General features: G+C 36.6%; 17 protein-coding genes. 10 read left to right on the top strand and 7 right to left on the bottom strand.

Annotation, left to right across the window (positions count from 1 at the left end):
- The first annotated feature begins 21 nt into the window (after positions 1 to 21).
- Complete coding sequence (locus SJY23_RS03905) at positions 22 to 549, top strand: regulatory protein RecX (protein ID WP_396597526.1); 528 nt, start codon at positions 22 to 24, stop codon at positions 547 to 549.
- On the opposite strand, the gene SJY23_RS03900 is transcribed toward SJY23_RS03905, so the two are convergent.
- From SJY23_RS03900 to SJY23_RS03890, 3 genes are all read right to left on the bottom strand, one after another.
- Entirely contained in the window at positions 546 to 3,215 is a 2,670-nt protein-coding gene (locus SJY23_RS03900) for a carboxypeptidase-like regulatory domain-containing protein (protein ID WP_396597525.1), read from the bottom strand. The genes SJY23_RS03905 and SJY23_RS03900 overlap by 4 nt on opposite strands.
- Entirely contained in the window at positions 3,199 to 4,038 is an 840-nt protein-coding gene (locus SJY23_RS03895; protein WP_396597524.1) for a GLPGLI family protein, read from the bottom strand. Before SJY23_RS03895 ends, SJY23_RS03900 begins: the two co-directional genes overlap by 17 nt.
- A gap of 483 nt (positions 4,039 to 4,521) precedes the next feature.
- The gene (locus tag SJY23_RS03890) at positions 4,522 to 5,007 is read right to left on the bottom strand and encodes a PAS domain-containing protein (protein WP_396597523.1); all 486 of its coding nucleotides are present in this window, start codon (positions 5,005 to 5,007) and stop codon (positions 4,522 to 4,524) included.
- Positions 5,008 to 5,170: 163 nt separating this feature from the next.
- On the opposite strand from SJY23_RS03890, the gene SJY23_RS03885 reads away from it, so the two are divergent.
- The 8 genes from SJY23_RS03885 (at position 5,171) to SJY23_RS03850 (ending at position 11,641) form a co-directional block, all read left to right on the top strand.
- Positions 5,171 to 5,824, top strand: coding sequence for a metal-dependent transcriptional regulator (locus tag SJY23_RS03885; protein ID WP_013750882.1), 654 nt, complete (start codon positions 5,171 to 5,173; stop codon positions 5,822 to 5,824).
- Positions 5,825 to 5,845: 21 nt separating this feature from the next.
- Positions 5,846 to 6,637 (top strand): transporter, encoded by a 792-nt coding sequence (locus tag SJY23_RS03880; protein WP_396597522.1) that lies wholly within the window; start codon positions 5,846 to 5,848, stop codon positions 6,635 to 6,637.
- 6 nt (positions 6,638 to 6,643) lie between these two features.
- On the top strand, positions 6,644 to 7,561 hold the full coding sequence (locus SJY23_RS03875; RefSeq protein ID WP_396597521.1) for a metal ABC transporter solute-binding protein, Zn/Mn family: 918 nt from the start codon (positions 6,644 to 6,646) through the stop codon (positions 7,559 to 7,561).
- 4 nt (positions 7,562 to 7,565) lie between these two features.
- The gene (locus tag SJY23_RS03870; protein ID WP_396597520.1) at positions 7,566 to 8,306 is read left to right on the top strand and encodes a metal ABC transporter ATP-binding protein; all 741 of its coding nucleotides are present in this window, start codon (positions 7,566 to 7,568) and stop codon (positions 8,304 to 8,306) included.
- 129 nt (positions 8,307 to 8,435) lie between these two features.
- Complete coding sequence (locus tag SJY23_RS03865) at positions 8,436 to 8,801, top strand: four helix bundle protein (RefSeq protein ID WP_396597519.1); 366 nt, start codon at positions 8,436 to 8,438, stop codon at positions 8,799 to 8,801.
- Between the two features lie 72 nt (positions 8,802 to 8,873).
- Positions 8,874 to 9,986, top strand: coding sequence for a metal ABC transporter permease (locus SJY23_RS03860; RefSeq protein ID WP_396597518.1), 1,113 nt, complete (start codon positions 8,874 to 8,876; stop codon positions 9,984 to 9,986).
- The gene (locus SJY23_RS03855; RefSeq protein WP_396597517.1) at positions 9,986 to 11,143 is read left to right on the top strand and encodes a metal ABC transporter permease; all 1,158 of its coding nucleotides are present in this window, start codon (positions 9,986 to 9,988) and stop codon (positions 11,141 to 11,143) included. The genes SJY23_RS03860 and SJY23_RS03855 overlap by 1 nt, the downstream gene beginning before the upstream one ends.
- A 93-nt stretch (positions 11,144 to 11,236) precedes the next feature.
- Positions 11,237 to 11,641, top strand: coding sequence for a hypothetical protein (locus SJY23_RS03850; protein ID WP_396597516.1), 405 nt, complete (start codon positions 11,237 to 11,239; stop codon positions 11,639 to 11,641).
- Here the strand turns inward: SJY23_RS03850 and SJY23_RS03845 are convergent.
- The 4 genes from SJY23_RS03845 to SJY23_RS03830 form a co-directional block, all read right to left on the bottom strand.
- Positions 11,638 to 11,778 carry a FeoB-associated Cys-rich membrane protein gene (locus SJY23_RS03845; protein ID WP_396597515.1) on the bottom strand — a complete coding sequence of 47 codons (141 nt, stop codon included), beginning with the start codon at positions 11,776 to 11,778 and terminating at the stop codon, positions 11,638 to 11,640. The genes SJY23_RS03850 and SJY23_RS03845 overlap by 4 nt on opposite strands.
- Before the next feature lie 37 nt (positions 11,779 to 11,815).
- Complete coding sequence (gene feoB / locus SJY23_RS03840; RefSeq protein ID WP_396597514.1) at positions 11,816 to 13,942, bottom strand: ferrous iron transport protein B; 2,127 nt, start codon at positions 13,940 to 13,942, stop codon at positions 11,816 to 11,818.
- Positions 13,943 to 13,945: 3 nt separating this feature from the next.
- Entirely contained in the window at positions 13,946 to 14,176 is a 231-nt protein-coding gene (locus SJY23_RS03835; RefSeq protein WP_035335447.1) for a FeoA family protein, read from the bottom strand.
- A gap of 73 nt (positions 14,177 to 14,249) precedes the next feature.
- Positions 14,250 to 14,954, bottom strand: coding sequence for an SCO family protein (locus SJY23_RS03830; protein ID WP_396597513.1), 705 nt, complete (start codon positions 14,952 to 14,954; stop codon positions 14,250 to 14,252).
- A gap of 143 nt (positions 14,955 to 15,097) precedes the next feature.
- Here SJY23_RS03830 and rseP point away from each other — a divergent pair, with 143 nt between their 5' ends.
- Positions 15,098 to 16,405 (top strand): RIP metalloprotease RseP, encoded by a 1,308-nt coding sequence (rseP, locus tag SJY23_RS03825; protein WP_396598094.1) that lies wholly within the window; start codon positions 15,098 to 15,100, stop codon positions 16,403 to 16,405.
- Positions 16,406 to 16,840 lie beyond the last annotated feature (435 nt).

Genomic DNA, 16,840 nt, shown 5'->3' with positions numbered 1-16,840 from the left:
TTTTGAGAATGGGGTTTTTTTATGCCCAATTGTAAAAATGGTACCCTTGTAAACAAGTACTTTTGCTTAGTGCAACAACCCGTAAAAACATATACTGTAGAAGAAGCAAAACGTAAGCTAGAAGCCTACTGCGCTTACCAAGATCGTTGCCATAAAGAAGTCGCTCAAAAGTTACGAGACATGCGTATGATACCAGATGCAATCGATGTGGTGATAGGTCATTTGCTAGAGCACAACTTTTTAAACGAAGAACGTTTTGCAAAAGCCTTTGCGAGGGGTAAATTTCGTCATAAAAGCTGGGGAAGGACAAGAATCACCCGCGAACTCAAACAACGCGGCATAGGGGCTTATAATCTCAAAACAGCCCTACTTGAGATAGAAGACGAGGAATACGATACAGTTTTTAATACGCTTTCGCGAAAGCGTTATGAACAACTCTCCTCAGAAACCGATAAATATCGCAAGCGTAAAAAACTAGCAGACTATCTCACCTACAGAGGTTGGGAAGGTGATCTTGTGTATGAAAAGGTAAAGGAGCTGGTGCCTTAGAAACGATAGCTAAGTTTTAATAATGCATATCTAGGTAAAATACGATACTCTGTGGTGGAAGAGCCTATGTCACTTATGGAGGTGTTTCTGAACGTCTTAGTGTTTAATAAGTTTTTTCCAGATAACATTAATACAATTTTATTTTTCTTGATTGTATAGCGAGCATTTAGATCAAGGAAATAATAAGTGTTATCTGTTTGTAAATTTCCAAAATGATAGCGTTCACCTTGTAAATCCATATCTAGTTCTTTGCTTAAATAGAAGTTTAGGTCTATGAAGCTTACATTATCCGTAAACTCATTTTTTACAACCGTTTCTATATTGTTTACTAGCCATTTACCTCCAATGTTGAAGTCAAAAAAACTATCGAAGGCACTTCTTAATTCGAAGCCATACTGGTAGTTTGCAGAGAGTACCTGTCTTAACTGTGAGTTATTTACAAAGTTTGTAAATTCTGACTTGGAGTAACCAAGATTTACCTTAATGTTACTGGATAATTTTTTTATAAAAAAGTCTAAAGAAGCGTTTGCATTGAGAGCTTCTCTGTCTTTAATTACAATCTTGTTTGTTTGTGAGAAGTTTTGAGTTAGTAACGTATTTGTAGAAAAGAAATCATGATTTTTAGTGTATGTAAATGAAGTGGTTGCAAAAAAGCGATCACTCCAATTACCTAGTCTATAATCTAACAAAAAAGCCGAAGCATCTAATTGGTTAAATTCACCTGTGCCACGATTAAAATTTCTAAAACCAGTTAAAACAAAATTGCTATAAATATCTAAGACTGTTGCATTTGTTCTGTTTTGAGCATAAGATATTTTAACGCGGTTGTTTTTATCTATTTTATAGTCTATACCTGCGCTTGGATTTATAAATAATTGCTGTTGTGTTTCTATTTGGTCATACTCAACTTGGCGATTAAATAATTGATGTAAGCCTAAATTACCTATGAATGTTATGTTGTTAAGCTTGTAGTGATACTTTCCTTTTACATATAAGTCATTTACAGAGTAACTTGAGTTGTTTTGATAGCCTTCGGGACGGTTTAAGCTCGTCCTATCTTCTAAAAGAGAAAAGTTGCTATTTAATTTGTCCTTTCTAAAAGTATTTCCAGCTTTAAATTCAAAAAGATTTTTACTTTTTTTTCTATCAAGTATATGTGCTTCTATGCCTAAAAACATCATTTCTTGGTCTAAAGTTTGCTCTACATTATTTGCAGTAGTGTTAGGGAATAGCTCCTCAAATAAAAATTGATTTACTTGATAAGTTTGCGGTGTTTTTTCTTTGATAAACCTTCCTGTTATCAATAATGCTTTGTTGTTTTTAAATCTATTAGTGTAGGTTGTTTTTTGATCTATAAGCTCTAGAGGTTTTTCAAGTTGCTCTGAGCTAGTACTATTATTAAAAATTAAGTCTGATCTAGTATTGAAATTTGCGTTTTCATATTTTACAATACTCTCGAGTTGTTGGTTTTTAGACAAGTTATAGGTGATTTCTCCCTTAACAAACCCTATCCTCTGACTGTCTTTAAGAGTGTAGTCTTCAGTATTTGTAAAGTTTTCATTTGCAACATTTATTTTTTCGATTTTATTTCGAAAGAAATCTAATTCGTCCCAATTAAAAAATCCAAGCGCTTTAATTTTTAATTTTTCTGTAGGATTAAAAATGGCATTTAGAGAGGCCATTTCTGCATTGTTGAATGTAGTTCGGTTTTTATTAAAGTTTTTTGGTCTTGCAGACAGGTTTATTAATGAATTTAGAGATTGGTCGTCACCTAAACTAGCAGGTTGATCAAAACGTAATGGGCGTATCAAGTGATTTATGTCTCCTGTGGCATCAAAACCAATATTGTTGAGGATAGTTAAAAAATAGTATTTATTTTTTTTGCCAAAATTCATCAAGTTGCCTTTTACATCATAACGATCTTTGCTAGCAGAAGGATCATAGCCTAATGTGACATTGCCAAACCAGATACGTTTTGCATCATCGTTTAATTTTAAATTGAGAGCAACACGTTCACTTTCTTCTACGTCTTTCAATAAATGATTATTTGAGTAATTTTGTAATAGCTCAATTTTATCAATAGGTTGAGCGGGCATATTTTTGGTAAGTAGTTTGTAGCCGCGTTCAAAAAAATCATCGCCATCCACCATTACTTTTTCGACTTCTCTGTCACCTATTTTTATGGTGCCGTCTGTATCAATGTTGAGTCCGGGGATTTTTTTGAGTAAGTCTTCTACAACTTCTTCATTACCTTGAGCAAAGGCCTTAGCATTAAAGCTTATAGTATCTTTTTTTTGTGTGATATCTAATTCGGCGCTTACCACAACCTCGTCTAGAGAAACTATTTCATCCTTTAAAACTATATCAAGTTTAATGTCTTCTTTTACTTCTGATAATACTATGGGATATGTCTTTTTTGCATGTCCTAATGATGAGAAACTCAGAAGAAAGTTTCCTGTTTTTTTTGGTTTTAAAGAATAAAAACCTTCAGCGTCTGATCTGGTATATGACACAAAAGAACTGTCAATAGTTTTTTTTAAAATTACTGTGGCAGACTGAATGGGTTTACCTCCTGCATCTATGATGGTTCCTTGTATCTGTGAGTAACACGTGAGGGAGGAAATTAATACTGTTAAAAGAATATAATACCTAATCTTTTTTATCATTTACAGATTCTGTTTCCCATTCAAATACTTTTTCATCACGGTATTTTCGACCATTAGCTTTTTGTGGACCTTTTCTAAAATTACGTGCTATTTCTCTAGGTAACCTAGACTTCATTTTTCTAAATACGTGGTCATTATAATTATCCCTAAACTCTACATATTCCTTTAGAGTTTTTTCTTCGCTTGCCGTTGGTTTTTCAAAATCTACTTCACAATCTTCACAAGGATACTTAATACTCACAAATTTAATCCCAAACATTTTCTCACTATCCTCGGCTTCCAAAATAAGCCCAGGTAACCCATAAAGTTTCCATGGGCCATATGGTAGCGAAATTTCCTCAGTAAACCATGCTGTATATGTTCTCCCACGGAATGTGCCAATGGCTTTTTGGGCGGTAAAGCTGGCAATTTTTTTAGTCTTTCCTTTAATTTCCCATGTAATTTCTTTCCAAATATCATCGTAAAAAAAAGATGGAAAAAGTTTTCTTGTTTCCGCGGTTCTAATTCTTATCTCCTTGTTATTAAAATTTCTATAAACAATAGATCCTTTTGTGTCTGATACGTTGAAATTGACGTTTATATTGCCGCCATTAGAATTTACATTATTCTTTATTGTGGACTCTTCATCTACTCTATTATGTACGAATTTAGAAACACTATCATTAAAGCTAAGAAATGCAGTTTTATAGATTTTTTTTTCTGCGGGTATTTTGTAGATGTACTCCACACTCCCAGATATTGATAAATTATTTGCTTTTTGCTGTGAGAAAACCCATAGTGGTAGCGATAGTAGGAGTATGAAAAAGAAACAAGTTGTCTTCATAAGTTTAATTTTAAGCGGGTGAATATACTGTCCATAATCTTTTTGCAAGAATTACTAGAATAATCTAAATAGTACACTAGTACACAAGAATGCTCTCTCGTCTAACTTCTAATATACTATGTGATTAGTCAGTTGCAATGTAGTAAATTCTCACAGATGCATTTTACGGATTTCCTTTATTTTGGCTTTTTGTAGGAAAATCAAATGCTCTTTTTTTAACCCGCTTAGTGTTTTGTTTATGAGTAATTTATAAATGAGTTTGTTTTTACATCATTTTAAACGCTTATAAATTTTAAAAAAGAGACAATATAGAATTTGAGTCCTCCATATGGAAGTCTAGAGAGGTATTATGATTTATAGATTTATTTGCTTTCGCGAAAGCGTAAAAAAAACCCCACATGTAAAACATGTGGGTCAAGTTTAAATAAATGTCTTAGATATCCTCTTATTATCTACTAGTGCAAAGAGGGAGATAAGTAAATGTTAAGCTACACGTGCTTTCTTTTCAAGAGCCATAAAGTGTGTGAGTTCTCGATCCTTATTAAAAAGAGGTATGATTTTTATATCACAGAGATATGGCGTGCCATCTTTTTTATAATTAAGTAGTTGCTTGACTACAGGTTTTTCAAGACGTAGTGTGTTACTTATAACTTTCTTGGTTTCTTTTGAGGTTTCTGGGCCTTGTAAAAAACGAGGGTGTTTACCTACAGCATGATTTCTTGGGTAGCCAGTCATTTCCGTAAAACCACCATTTACCCATTGGATAACTTGGTCACGATCTGTTACTACAATCGTGGTAAAATCTTCTGTTGCTAGTAGTGAAGTGTCAAAATCCCAATTGTACTTTGAGATGAAATCTGCCACCTTAGAATAATCAAGTTCTCTTGCAGCTTTAGTAGCCCTGGCGACTAAGTATTCTGAAAAAATATCCCAAGATTGTAGGGGAGCGGTGACTTTTACTCTTTGCATCTTATAAAATTTTGATAAATATAGGAAAGTGATGTTCAGTACAATTATTTAATATATTAATTAACACAAACGTTTAAGGGACATTAATTTAGTGTTTAATTTTAGATGAGACTAAATATATTTTTTTACTACTCTACTTCTGTTTATTACCTTTGATTAATATATGTACACACTCGCAGAAGAAAATTATCTTAAAACAATCTTCCACCTTGAACAAGAATTCAACAAGGAGGTAAGCACAAACGCACTTGCAGAAACGATGCAAACTAAGGCGTCTAGTGCAACAGATATGGTGCAAAAACTCGCAGACAAAGGCTTGGTTTCTTACCGAAAATATAGAGGTGCCCGCTTATCAAAAGAGGGTGAAAAAGCAGCGATTTATATTGTGCGTAAACACAGGCTTTGGGAAGTTTTTCTGGTGGAAAAACTCAATTTCCAGTGGGACGAGGTACACCATATTGCAGAGCAATTAGAACATGTAAACTCTACGGAGCTTATTAATCGCTTAGACAAATTTCTTGACTATCCAGACTACGATCCGCATGGAGATCCTATTCCAGATAAAAACGGAAATATAAAGAGTGCTATAAAAAAGTTGCTGTCAGAATTAAATAAGGGTAACACTGGGCAGCTCGTGGGAGTACGAGAAACATCGGCAGAGTTTCTTCAATTTTTAGATAAAAGGAACATTGCAATAGGGGCAACCATAAAAGTATTAGGGCGAGAGTTTTTTGACGGCTCGATGGTGATACAGGTAAAAAAAGAACAGTTTTTTATCTCTAAAAAGATAGCAGATAACCTATATATCCAGATTTAATAATTACCAAAATCAATAACCTTGAAACAAATTTTTACGCTTACAACAGTATTACTTTTTTCGCTAGGCAATCAACTAGTTGCACAAGAAACTGAAGCTCAAGTAGGTCTTGTGACCGATCGCCCCGACGCAACAGAGGCTCCTACGGTCGTTTATAAAGGAAGCCTGCAGGTAGAGACGGGAGCTTACACAACCACGTATGAGCAGAACAATGTAGAAGAACGCGTATGGGGTTACAATACTACGCTGCTGCGTTATGGGATACTAGATAATCTCGAGCTTAGAGTGGGATGGGCATATCAAGAGGTGGAGACAATAATTAATGATCAAGAAGTAAGTAGCCTTAACGGGATGTCTCCGTTACTTTTTGGTGCAAAAGTGGCGATTGCAAAAGAAGATGGATGGAAACCAGAAATAGGTTTAATAGGTCATTTATTTCTTCCATTTACCGCAAGTACAGACTTTAAGCCAGAATTTACTAGTGCAGATTTTCGCTTTGCGTTTAATCATACACTTGGTGAACGATCAGGTATTGCCTACAATTTAGGGGGGCAGTATGGAGGTGACTCTCCAGAGCTAGCATACATTTATACGTTTGCATATGGCTATGCGATAACAGATAAGTTAGGCGCTTATGCTGAAGTCTATGGGGATTTTCCAGAAGATAATAGCGCAAACCATTTTTGGGATGCTGGTCTTACATATGCTATTGCTCCATTAGTGCAACTCGATGCAACAATCGGTCAGAGTATTACAGATGGACAAGATTTATTGATCAGTGCGGGAGTTAGTTTTAGAATAGATAAAAAATAAGAAATAATGAAACAGAGTCTATATATAGTAATTATCATTTTCGCTTTAAGCGTTATAAGTTGCAAGGGGGAGAACGAAAGTAATGGCAAATTAAATGTAGTTGCTACCACCTCAATGATTACAGATCTTGTAAAAAATATAGGAGGTGATCTCATTAACCTTGAAGGGTTGATGGGCGCCGGTGTAGACCCTCACTTGTATAAAGCAAGTGCTGGTGACGTTACAAAACTCGCTGGAGCAGATGTGATTTTCTATAATGGACTACATCTAGAGGGTAAGCTGGTAGAAGTCTTTGAAAAGATGAATGCCACTCAAGTGACGCAAATTCCTTTAGGAGAGTCGCTGGATAAAAATACCCTCATAGGTTCAGATTATTTTGCATCTAACTATGATCCGCATGTGTGGTTTAATATTCAGTATTTTAAGCAATTTGCAACAGAGGTGGTAAGTACGCTTTCGCGAAAAGATCCTCAGAATGCAAAAAGCTACGAAGCAAATGCCCAAAATTATCTTGCACAATTAGATGAGCTCGAAGCTGAAATCAAAGCTACAATAGCTACACTCCCAGCTGAAAAAAGGATTCTTGTTACGGCTCACGATGCCTTTAACTATTTTGGGAAGAGTTATGGTTTTGAAGTAGTAGGATTGCAAGGACTATCTACCGCTACCGAAGCAGGAGTTAAGGATGTACAGCGTCTTTCTCAATTTATAATTGACAATAAAGTAAAAGCCATTTTTGTAGAGAGCTCCGTACCTAGAAGAACGATAGAGGCATTGCAAGCAGCGGTACAGTCTAGAGGACAAGAAGTAGTGATAGGCGGTTCATTATATAGTGATGCGTTAGGTAATGCGGGAAGCGTAGAGGGAACATACATAGGCATGTTCAAATATAACGTGACTACTATTGTAGAAGCTTTAAAATAACAATATGTCACATTCAAAAATAGCCATTCGTGTTGATGATCTTACGGTTGCATATAACTACAAGCCGGTACTTTGGGATATAGATCTGGAAGTGCCAGAAGGAGTGCTCATGGCTATTGTGGGGCCTAATGGTGCAGGTAAGTCTACGCTTATAAAATCTATACTCGGTATTATAGATCCTATTGCTGGGAGCGTTTCTATCTATGGAAAACCCTATGATAAGCAGCGAAAACTCGTAGCATATGTTCCTCAAAAGGGAAGTGTAGATTGGGATTTTCCCACCACGGCACTTGACGTGGTAACTATGGGAACCTACGGAAAGTTAGGCTGGATAAAACGTCCTGGAAGTAAGGAAAAAAGAGCAGCACTAGAGGCACTAGAGAAAGTTGGGATGCTTCCTTTTAAAGGTAGACAAATAAGCCAACTATCAGGAGGGCAACAGCAGCGTGTTTTCCTTGCGAGAGCACTAGTGCAAGATGCAGCCATCTATTTTATGGATGAGCCTTTTCAAGGAGTAGATGCAACCACGGAGATTGCTATTATTAATATTCTTAAAGAATTACGTAAAGCAGGAAAAACGGTAGTGGTAGTGCATCACGATTTACAAACGGTACCAGAATATTTTGACTGGGTGACTTTTTTAAATGTAAAGAAAATCGCAACAGGACCCGTAAAAGACATCTTTAATGATGGCAATCTTACCAAGACTTATGGTATTAATTACAAGGTGGCGGTAAATCAATAGCTTGTAGACGGTAGGACGTTCCTGCGGAACTGTTAGGACGCGATGCTTGTAGTATGAGTTGTTTGCGTTGCTTTTGCAAAATAATTAATGTTGGGACATGGAATTGATTTAAATATAAAAATTACTAAGATGGAAAAAGTAGTATTCAATTTTGAAAAGTTAACTGTTTATCAGAAAGCACTAGACTTTATTGATGCAGCTGATGCATTGATTGATACATTTCCACAAAAAGAGAGATATCGACTATCGAGTCAATATGGTAGGGCGGCTCTTTCTATAGCATTAAATATTAGTGAGGGTCACGGTGATACAAATAAACAATTCAATAGATATTTAAATATGGCCTGGGATTCTCTTAAGGAATGTGTTACGTGCTCTACCGTTGCAACTAGAAAAAAGTATATTTCTCAAGAACAGAATGATAATACTAGAAAACAATTACAAGAAATTGCAAAAATGATAATGGGCTTAAAGAAAAGTTTAAAATTAGATTAGATTTTTTTCACTACAAGCGAAGCGTCCTACAAGCACCAGCGGTGCATCCTAAGTCCTACAAACTAATAACCCATGGAACTCTCAGAATATTTCTCTCAACTCTTCTCTGACTATACCCTCAGGACCATCACGCTGGGTACTGCTATACTTGGTGCTATTTGTGGTATGCTTGGTAGCTTTGCAGTGCTTAGAAAGCAAAGTTTGCTTGGTGACGCGATTTCTCATGCTGCGCTGCCTGGTATTGCTATTGCTTTTTTAATCACAGGTACAAAGGATACAAATGTATTGCTGCTAGGAGCTTTAGTAAGCGGACTTATAGGAACTTTCTGGATACGTGGGATGGTTACCAAAACTCATCTTAAAAGTGATACAGCACTAGGGCTTATATTATCGTTATTTTTTGGTTTTGGAATGTTATTGCTTACGTTTATACAGAAACAACCAAATGCAAATCAAGCGGGGCTTGATAAATATCTTTTTGGTCAAGCCGCAACGCTAGTCGAGAAGGATGTAACATTGATGGCAGTAGTTACAGGAATCTGTTTATTTATAATGTTACTATTCTGGAAGGAGTTTAAAATCTTACTTTTTGATGCAGACTACACCAAAACTTTAGGGTTTAACACTCGTTTTATTGATATACTCATTACCTTTTTTATCGTGCTTGCCATTGTGCTAGGACTACAAACAGTAGGAGTTGTATTAATGAGTGCGATGCTACTCGCACCTGCAGCAGCGGCAAGGCAGTGGACAAATAAGCTGAGTGTGATGATTGTACTCGCGGCTATATTTGGTGCGTTCTCAGGAGTCTTTGGAACGGCAATTAGTGCTAGCCAAAACAACTTGTCTACAGGACCAGTGATTGTGCTTGTAGCTAGTGTATTTGTGCTTTTTTCATTCATCTTTTCTCCTGGACGTGGTATTCTTTTTAAACAACTACGTAAATATCAAAACAGAAGAGATTTGGAATTACAAAAGACATTGCAGTTTATGTTTGATATTGCAAAAACACATGAAGACATCTCCCACCCTCACGCAATATTAATCCTAAACAATTTTCAAGGATATGCAAAATCTACATTGAAGGAGCTAGAAGAAAAGGAATGGGTAAAAGTTAAAGGGCAAAACTGGTCACTTACTGAAAAGGGATACGATGCAGCCGCAAACTTATATAGCAATAACTAATGGATGCACAAATAGAAATACAATTGATTGCCGCAGTAGTAGCCATTGCTTGTGCCATCCCAGGAGTCTTTTTAGTACTACGTAAAATGGCGCTTATAAGTGACGCCATTAGTCACTCTATATTACCAGGTATTGTAATTGGCTTTTTTATTACTGAAGATCTCAACTCGCCACTATTAATATTACTAGCAGCTGTGACTGGTGTTATTACTGTTGTTATGGTAGAGTCTATCCAGAAAACTGGATTGGTAAAAGAAGACACTGCAATAGGACTCGTTTTTCCAGCGCTCTTTAGTATAGGCGTTATTCTTATTGCTAAAAATGCAAACGATGTACACCTTGATGTGGATGCGGTATTGCTAGGCGAACTAGCATTTGCGCCTTTTGATAGGCTTATTATAGGAGGAACAGATGTAGGGCCTAAATCACTGTGGGTGATGGGAGCAATTTTAAGTATCACTGTAGGTATGCTCTTTGCGTTTTTTAAAGAACTTAAGGTGAGTACCTTTGATGCTGGGCTGTCTGCAGCGCTTGGTTTTTCGCCAGTGGTTTTACATTATGGATTAATGACTATTTCATCAGTAACGGTTGTTGGTGCTTTTGAAGCGGTAGGAGCAGTACTTGTTGTTGCGCTTATGATTGCGCCCGCAGCAACGGCTTATTTACTTACATCAGACTTAAAAAAGATGTTAGTGCTTTCGGTGATATTTGGAGTGTTTTCGGCAATTGGTGGATATTGGGTGGCTCATGTTCTAGATGCATCTATCGCCGGGTCTATGACTACCGTCCTTGGTCTCGTATTCCTTACCGTTTATCTTTTTGCACCTAGTAAAGGGCTTATTGCAGTGATGTATAGACAGCGACAGCAGCGCACAGAAGTGTCGTTACTTACGTTTTTACTACATCTTAATAATCATGAGGAAGAAAGTGAGAGACACGTAAAGCATCTCAATGAGCATATAAATTGGCAAAAAGTGAGATCTGAAACGGTACTTGAACTCGCTGAAAAAAATAATCTTATCAAAATTAATAAGGAGATTGTTGCCCTCACACCAAAGGGTAAAGAGTTTACAGATCTTGCGCTAGAATATATCATCACAAATAAGGATGAGCATATCGAGCATATGAAGGATGATTTTTTCTTATTTAGAGGGTAATTTGCAACATGGCATTGCTTTTGGAGTATTTAGATGTAAATAGTGAGTGTGTATAACTATCTATCTAGCTCGACTTGTATAAAACCTAACATTATGAAAACCTATTACCTCGTTGCGATTCTATTTCTTTTTTCCGCTTTCGCGAAAGCGCAAGACTCCACAACCGTAGAAGTTCCTAGGATCTATGCAAAAGCTTTTCAAGGAGAATCTACATACATTGAGGGAGCTACTGTAAGGCTAGTAAAGGTGTTAGAAGATAGTAGGTGTCCAAAAGGAGTAGATTGTATTTGGGCAGGAAATGCCAAGGTTGCTGTGGAAATAATAAGTGAAAGCGGTAAAAAAATAACTAAAGAAATTACCTTAGGTGGTGGGCCAGTAGCGCCTATTTATTTACAAGATGACCTAAAAGTATTAATTAAAGGATTAGCCCCTTATCCATCCTCACTATCAAAAATTAAAGCAAGTGATTATTACTTGCAAGTAGAAGTTAGCAATTAACACCCACAGCTACCAGTACCACAGCCGCTATCATTTTTCTTCTTTAAGAAAGCTGGTGTCCACACAAATTTTGTAATGAGATAGCCTAGTGCTAGTAGAAAAATAAGAATGACGATAGCATTTTGTATTAGCTCCATGCGTTATTAGTAGTTAAATAAGTGTCTAGCTTACAAATTATTTTAAAATCTGGAATGCTGTTAGCGCAGCTATATATGCAATAGCGGTCATTGCTACGAGTTGTATAGCAGGCCACTTCCAGCTGTTTGTTTCTCTTTTTACAATGGCAAGGGTACTCATACACTGCATAGCAAAAGCATAAAATAACAACAATGATATTCCGCTTGCAAAATTAAATCTTGGTGTACCTAGCACTGGGTTTATCTCTCCAGCCATGCGGTTTCTAATGGTTTCCTCCTCGGCATCACCTACGCTATAGATGGTTGCTAGTGTCCCCACAAAAACCTCTCTTGCAGCAAAGGAAGTAATAAGAGCAATCCCTATTTTCCAATCATAACCAAGAGGCTCAACAATAGGTTCTATCGCTTTACCCATATACCCTATATAACTATGTTCCAGTTTCTGGCTCGCAACTAGCTTGTTTATTTCTGCTTGATAAGCCTCAGCATCTGGAAATGCGTTTATGCCTCCATCTGCTTCTAGTTGTGTGGTCACAATATCGTCTGCCTGATTAAACTTTTCATTAGGCCCAAAGGAAGCTAGTACCCATAATACAATGCTAATAGCAAGGATAATCTTACCAGCGTCTACTACAAAGGATTTTGTTTTTTCAAGTACATTGATTCCTACGTTTTTAAGCAGCGGCATTTTATAGTTAGGCATTTCTACTACAAAGAAAGACTTGCTTTTTATCTTAAGAATTTTATTGAGAATCCATGCAGAACCTATCGCAGCTCCGAAGCCTATCAGATACATGAGCATCAAGGTAAGCGCCTGTAGATTAAAAAACAGAAACTTCTCATCAGGAATCACTAGCGAAATAATGATCAAATACACAGGCAATCTCGCCGAACAGGTAGTAAATGGAGTGACTAATATGGTAATTAATCGTTCTTTCCAGCTCTCAATGTTACGTGTTGCCATAACCGCAGGGATGGCACATGCAGTTCCAGAAATAAGAGGAACTACAGATTTACCACTCAGTCCAAAACGGCGCATCACTCTATCCATTAAGAAAACCACGCGACTCATATAACCACTCTCTTCTAGTACAGAGATAAAGAGGAATAAAAAGGCAATCTGAGGTATGAATATAACAATACCTCCTAGTCCAGCAATAATACCTTCTGCTAGAAGGTCTGTAAGTTTACCTTCTGGAAGGGTGGTTTGTACCCACTCACTCATACTAGCAAATGCGGTGTCTATAGCATCCATAGGATACTGTGACCAGTCATAAATTACTTGAAAAATGAGTAGTAATATCGCAAAGAAAATCACATAGCCCCATACCTTATGCGTAAGTAAGCGATCTAAGCGAGCTCTTAAATCTTTTGCATTTGCCACATCTATTGTTTGAGTTTCTCTCAAAACTTCATTGATGTATTTGTAGCGAACAATGGTTTCTTTTTGCTGTAGTCTTTTAAGATTACTCTCTGACTCAGTTTTGAAAGAGGAGATGGTTTTCATCTCGTTGCGCTCCAGTTTTCCAAAGTTTACGTCTTGGGTGATTACAAGCCATAATTTGTATAAATCTTGCTTTGGGAATGCTTTACGTAATCTGTCAAAATATTCTGGAGCAATTATAGAAGCATTAATACAAGGTTCTGTATTTATGGATCTATATTCTGTAATGAGCTCCTTAAGTTTGTCTATTCCCGTGTTTTTACGGCTGCTTATAAGTGCAATTCTCGTTTTAAGGCGGTCTTCCATCTTGGGAATGTCAAGAGAGATTGCCTTGCGCTCCATACGGTCTGCCATGTTAATGGCAAGAATAGTAGGGATGCCAAGATCTTTAATTTGTGTAAAGAGTAGTAGGTTGCGTTTAAGATTTTCTACATCAGATATTACTACCGCGACATCTGGGTAGTCTTTGTCATTCTTATTAAGAAGTAACTCTATCACCACATTTTCATCAAGAGATGAAGCGTTAAGGCTATACGTACCCGGAAGATCTAATATGTGTGCTTTTACACCACGATCTAGTTTACAGATGCCTTCTTTTTTTTCTACAGTAATCCCAGGGTAATTCCCTACTTGTTGGTTAAGACCAGTGAGGTGGTTAAAGACAGAAGTCTTTCCCGTGTTTGGGTTTCCTATGAGGGCAACGTTAATCTGTTTGGCCATAATTTAGGATGGCGTTTCTATGATTATATGAAGTGCCGTTTCTCGGCGTATCGCTAGGTGACTTCCATTTACGTCTATGTATAGTGGGTCAGAAAATGGTGCGAGTTGTATCAATCGCACTTCGTTACCTGGAAGGCAGCCCATCTCAAGTAATTTAAGAGGCACCTCGTCTGTCATCACGTCTGTGATAATAGCTCGTTCTCCTTTAAGTAAATGTGCGACTGTTTTCTTCAATGTTTATTTAGATTGAATTTAGATAACAAAAGTAATGCATTTTACGCTTTCGCGAAAGCGTACACAATTCATTCTAAAAAATCTTTTGGTACCAAGCTTTCCTTGGTCCATATGATGCTTTTAAAATTTCTATATCTTCAAGTAATTGGTCTATTGCTTCTGGATCAGTACCGTCATAATATCCACGTATTTGACGTTTTTTATCTATTAACATAAAGTTCTCAGTGTGAACCATGTCAAGGTCATCTTCTGTTCCTGGGATATCATTTACTGCCAAATAACTTTTTCGCGCAAGCGTGAAAATTTCTTCTTGAGAACCAGTTACTAGGTTCCATCGTGAGTCATCTACTCCTTTTTTTAGGGCATACGCCTTCAGAACATCTGGTGTATCATAAGTAGGGATTACTGAGTGAGAAAGTAGTTTTACAAGTGTGTCGCCTTCTAACTTCTTTTGTATTTGAACCATGTGCTCTGTCATAATAGGGCAAATAGTCTGGCAGGTGGTAAAGAAAAAATCTGCTACGTAGATATGGTTTTCATAATCCTTCTGGGTGATGGTCTTTCCATTCTGATTAGTGAGTGAAAAATCTGCAATGGTATGATACTTCTTAACATACTGCATGGTGCTGTCTACAAGTTCTTTATCTACCATATCTGGTTGGTAGACCGGTAAAGTAGGAGTTACTTTGAGTTGGCTATATATTAAGGTCATAATAATGACAGAAAGAATACCAAGGGTAATAAACAGTGTTTTATAGCGAGATAGATGATGTGCCATAGTGCATTTTTTTACAAAGTTACAATCCAAGTGGCAGTTATATAAAGTATGGCTTGAAAAATGCTATCCTACGCTCATATAACTTTAGTATGCGCATCTAAAAGCCTATTTTTGTGCGTTTAAAATTTGACTTATATCCTTCTATGGAGACTTTTATACAGATTGCCCAGTTTACACTTGCTATTTCTATCCTTGTAATTTTACATGAATTTGGTCACTTTGCACCAGCTCGTTACTTTGGAATTAAAGTAGAAAAATTCTTTCTTTTCTTTGATGTGAAGTTTGCGTTGTTCAAGAAAAAGATAGGTGACACCGTTTATGGAATAGGATGGCTTCCACTTGGAGGTTATGTGAAGATTGCCGGGATGATTGATGAGAGTATGGACAAGGAGCAAATGGCAAAAGATCCAGAACCTTGGGAGTTTAGATCAAAACCGGCATGGCAACGTCTTATTGTGATGATAGGAGGTGTGACGGTAAATGTGCTTCTTGCATGGTTTATTTATAGTGCAATGCTTGTTTATTATGGAGACGAGTATGTGCCTGCAGACCGTCTTAAGTATGGTATTGCCGTAGGAGAAGTAGGAGAAGAGATAGGATTGCGTAATGGTGACCAAGTAATAAAAATAGATGATAAAACGGTAACTCGTTTTGACGATGTTCAGATTGATATATTATTAGGAGATAATGTAACAGTACTTCGTGGCGGTAATGAACTTACATTTGCTATCCCAGACGAAGCAAAAAAATCTGTACTTGATGCTGAGGAGCGTTTCATAAGACCGCGTTTTAGTAATACAATAGGTCTTGTAGCCAAAGACTCAATAGCTTACAATAATGACGTTCTTGTAGGAGATAAAATTGTTGCTATTAATGGAAGTCCTGTTAATGAATGGACAGAATTCCAATCTCTTTTTGATCAAGCAAAAGGAGGTGATGTTGTTATGACGCTCGATAGAGACGGACAACGTATAGAGAAAACATTTCCTGTAGATCAAGGTCGTTCCTTTGGGGTAGGTGCAAATGTTGAGGAGTTGTTAGTAAAAGATGAGTATAGTATAGGTGCGGCAATTCCTGCTGGTCTTACAAAAACTTGGGATGTACTCACAAAACAAGTGCGGCAGTTTAAATTAATCTTTAATAGAAAAGTACAGGGTTATAAAAAAGTAAAGGGTCCTATAGGTATTGTAGAGATGATGGCACCACAATGGGATTGGTATAAATTCTGGGGATTCACTGCCATGTTTTCTGTTTGGCTTGGCTTTGTAAACATTCTTCCTATTCCAGCACTTGATGGAGGACATGTGATGTTTTTATTATATGAGATGATTTCTGGAAAAGCTCCTTCAGAAAAAACATTAGAAAGAGGTCAGATTATTGGTTTTGTCATTGTGATGGGATTAATGGTTGTGATTTTTGGAAATGACATTTGGAACTTGATTAAAGGATAATTTTATCTCGCTTTCGCGAAAATAGGATCTATAACCTTATTCTATTGCTGGTCGTTTATGTATAGCAATAAATTATACCCTTCTAATTCTTGCTTTTTTTAGAGCTTGTTTTATGGCTGATTATAAAATTAATGACCACCAAGCCCTCTGTTGAATTATCTGATTGGAAAAGCTCTTAAATTCGTTATTCTTCTTTTTTCTTTAAAATTTCACGATTTTAAACTTTACGCTCTTTTTGCTGAAATACGATAGCAACTCATTTTCTGTTGAGCACAATTATATGCTTAGTATTGCACGAAAAACTGTTGAGTATAGTCAAAATTTACCACACTTACTTCACTGATTGCTAGAATATTAACATATTTTAACAAACTTTTTGGATCCTGTTTAGTGATAGATTTTTTCGGCCAAATGCCGATTATCCCTTATCTACAC

The organism is Dokdonia sp. R86516 (assembly GCF_044596715.1).
Classification (GTDB): Bacteria; Bacteroidota; Bacteroidia; order Flavobacteriales; family Flavobacteriaceae; genus Dokdonia.
The sequence above is the reverse complement of the archived record's forward strand: the minus strand, read 5'-3'. Positions and strand labels throughout refer to the sequence as shown.

What these genes read in the sequence shown, in the direction of transcription:
- feoB (WP_396597514.1), bottom strand. Translation starts at nt 13,942, where the DNA reads ATGGCCAAACAGATTAACGTTGCCCTCATAGGAAACCCAAACACGGGA.
- SJY23_RS03905 (WP_396597526.1), top strand. Translation starts at nt 22, where the DNA reads ATGCCCAATTGTAAAAATGGTACCCTTGTAAACAAGTACTTTTGCTTA.
- SJY23_RS03890 (WP_396597523.1), bottom strand. Translation starts at nt 5,007, where the DNA reads ATGCAAAGAGTAAAAGTCACCGCTCCCCTACAATCTTGGGATATTTTT.
- SJY23_RS03885 (WP_013750882.1), top strand. Translation starts at nt 5,171, where the DNA reads ATGTACACACTCGCAGAAGAAAATTATCTTAAAACAATCTTCCACCTT.
- SJY23_RS03865 (WP_396597519.1), top strand. Translation starts at nt 8,436, where the DNA reads ATGGAAAAAGTAGTATTCAATTTTGAAAAGTTAACTGTTTATCAGAAA.
- SJY23_RS03850 (WP_396597516.1), top strand. Translation starts at nt 11,237, where the DNA reads ATGAAAACCTATTACCTCGTTGCGATTCTATTTCTTTTTTCCGCTTTC.
- SJY23_RS03830 (WP_396597513.1), bottom strand. Translation starts at nt 14,954, where the DNA reads ATGGCACATCATCTATCTCGCTATAAAACACTGTTTATTACCCTTGGT.
- SJY23_RS03900 (WP_396597525.1), bottom strand. Translation starts at nt 3,215, where the DNA reads ATGATAAAAAAGATTAGGTATTATATTCTTTTAACAGTATTAATTTCC.
- SJY23_RS03875 (WP_396597521.1), top strand. Translation starts at nt 6,644, where the DNA reads ATGAAACAGAGTCTATATATAGTAATTATCATTTTCGCTTTAAGCGTT.
- rseP (WP_396598094.1), top strand. Translation starts at nt 15,098, where the DNA reads ATGGAGACTTTTATACAGATTGCCCAGTTTACACTTGCTATTTCTATC.
- SJY23_RS03855 (WP_396597517.1), top strand. Translation starts at nt 9,986, where the DNA reads ATGGATGCACAAATAGAAATACAATTGATTGCCGCAGTAGTAGCCATT.
- SJY23_RS03895 (WP_396597524.1), bottom strand. Translation starts at nt 4,038, where the DNA reads ATGAAGACAACTTGTTTCTTTTTCATACTCCTACTATCGCTACCACTA.
- SJY23_RS03845 (WP_396597515.1), bottom strand. Translation starts at nt 11,778, where the DNA reads ATGGAGCTAATACAAAATGCTATCGTCATTCTTATTTTTCTACTAGCA.
- SJY23_RS03860 (WP_396597518.1), top strand. Translation starts at nt 8,874, where the DNA reads ATGGAACTCTCAGAATATTTCTCTCAACTCTTCTCTGACTATACCCTC.
- SJY23_RS03870 (WP_396597520.1), top strand. Translation starts at nt 7,566, where the DNA reads ATGTCACATTCAAAAATAGCCATTCGTGTTGATGATCTTACGGTTGCA.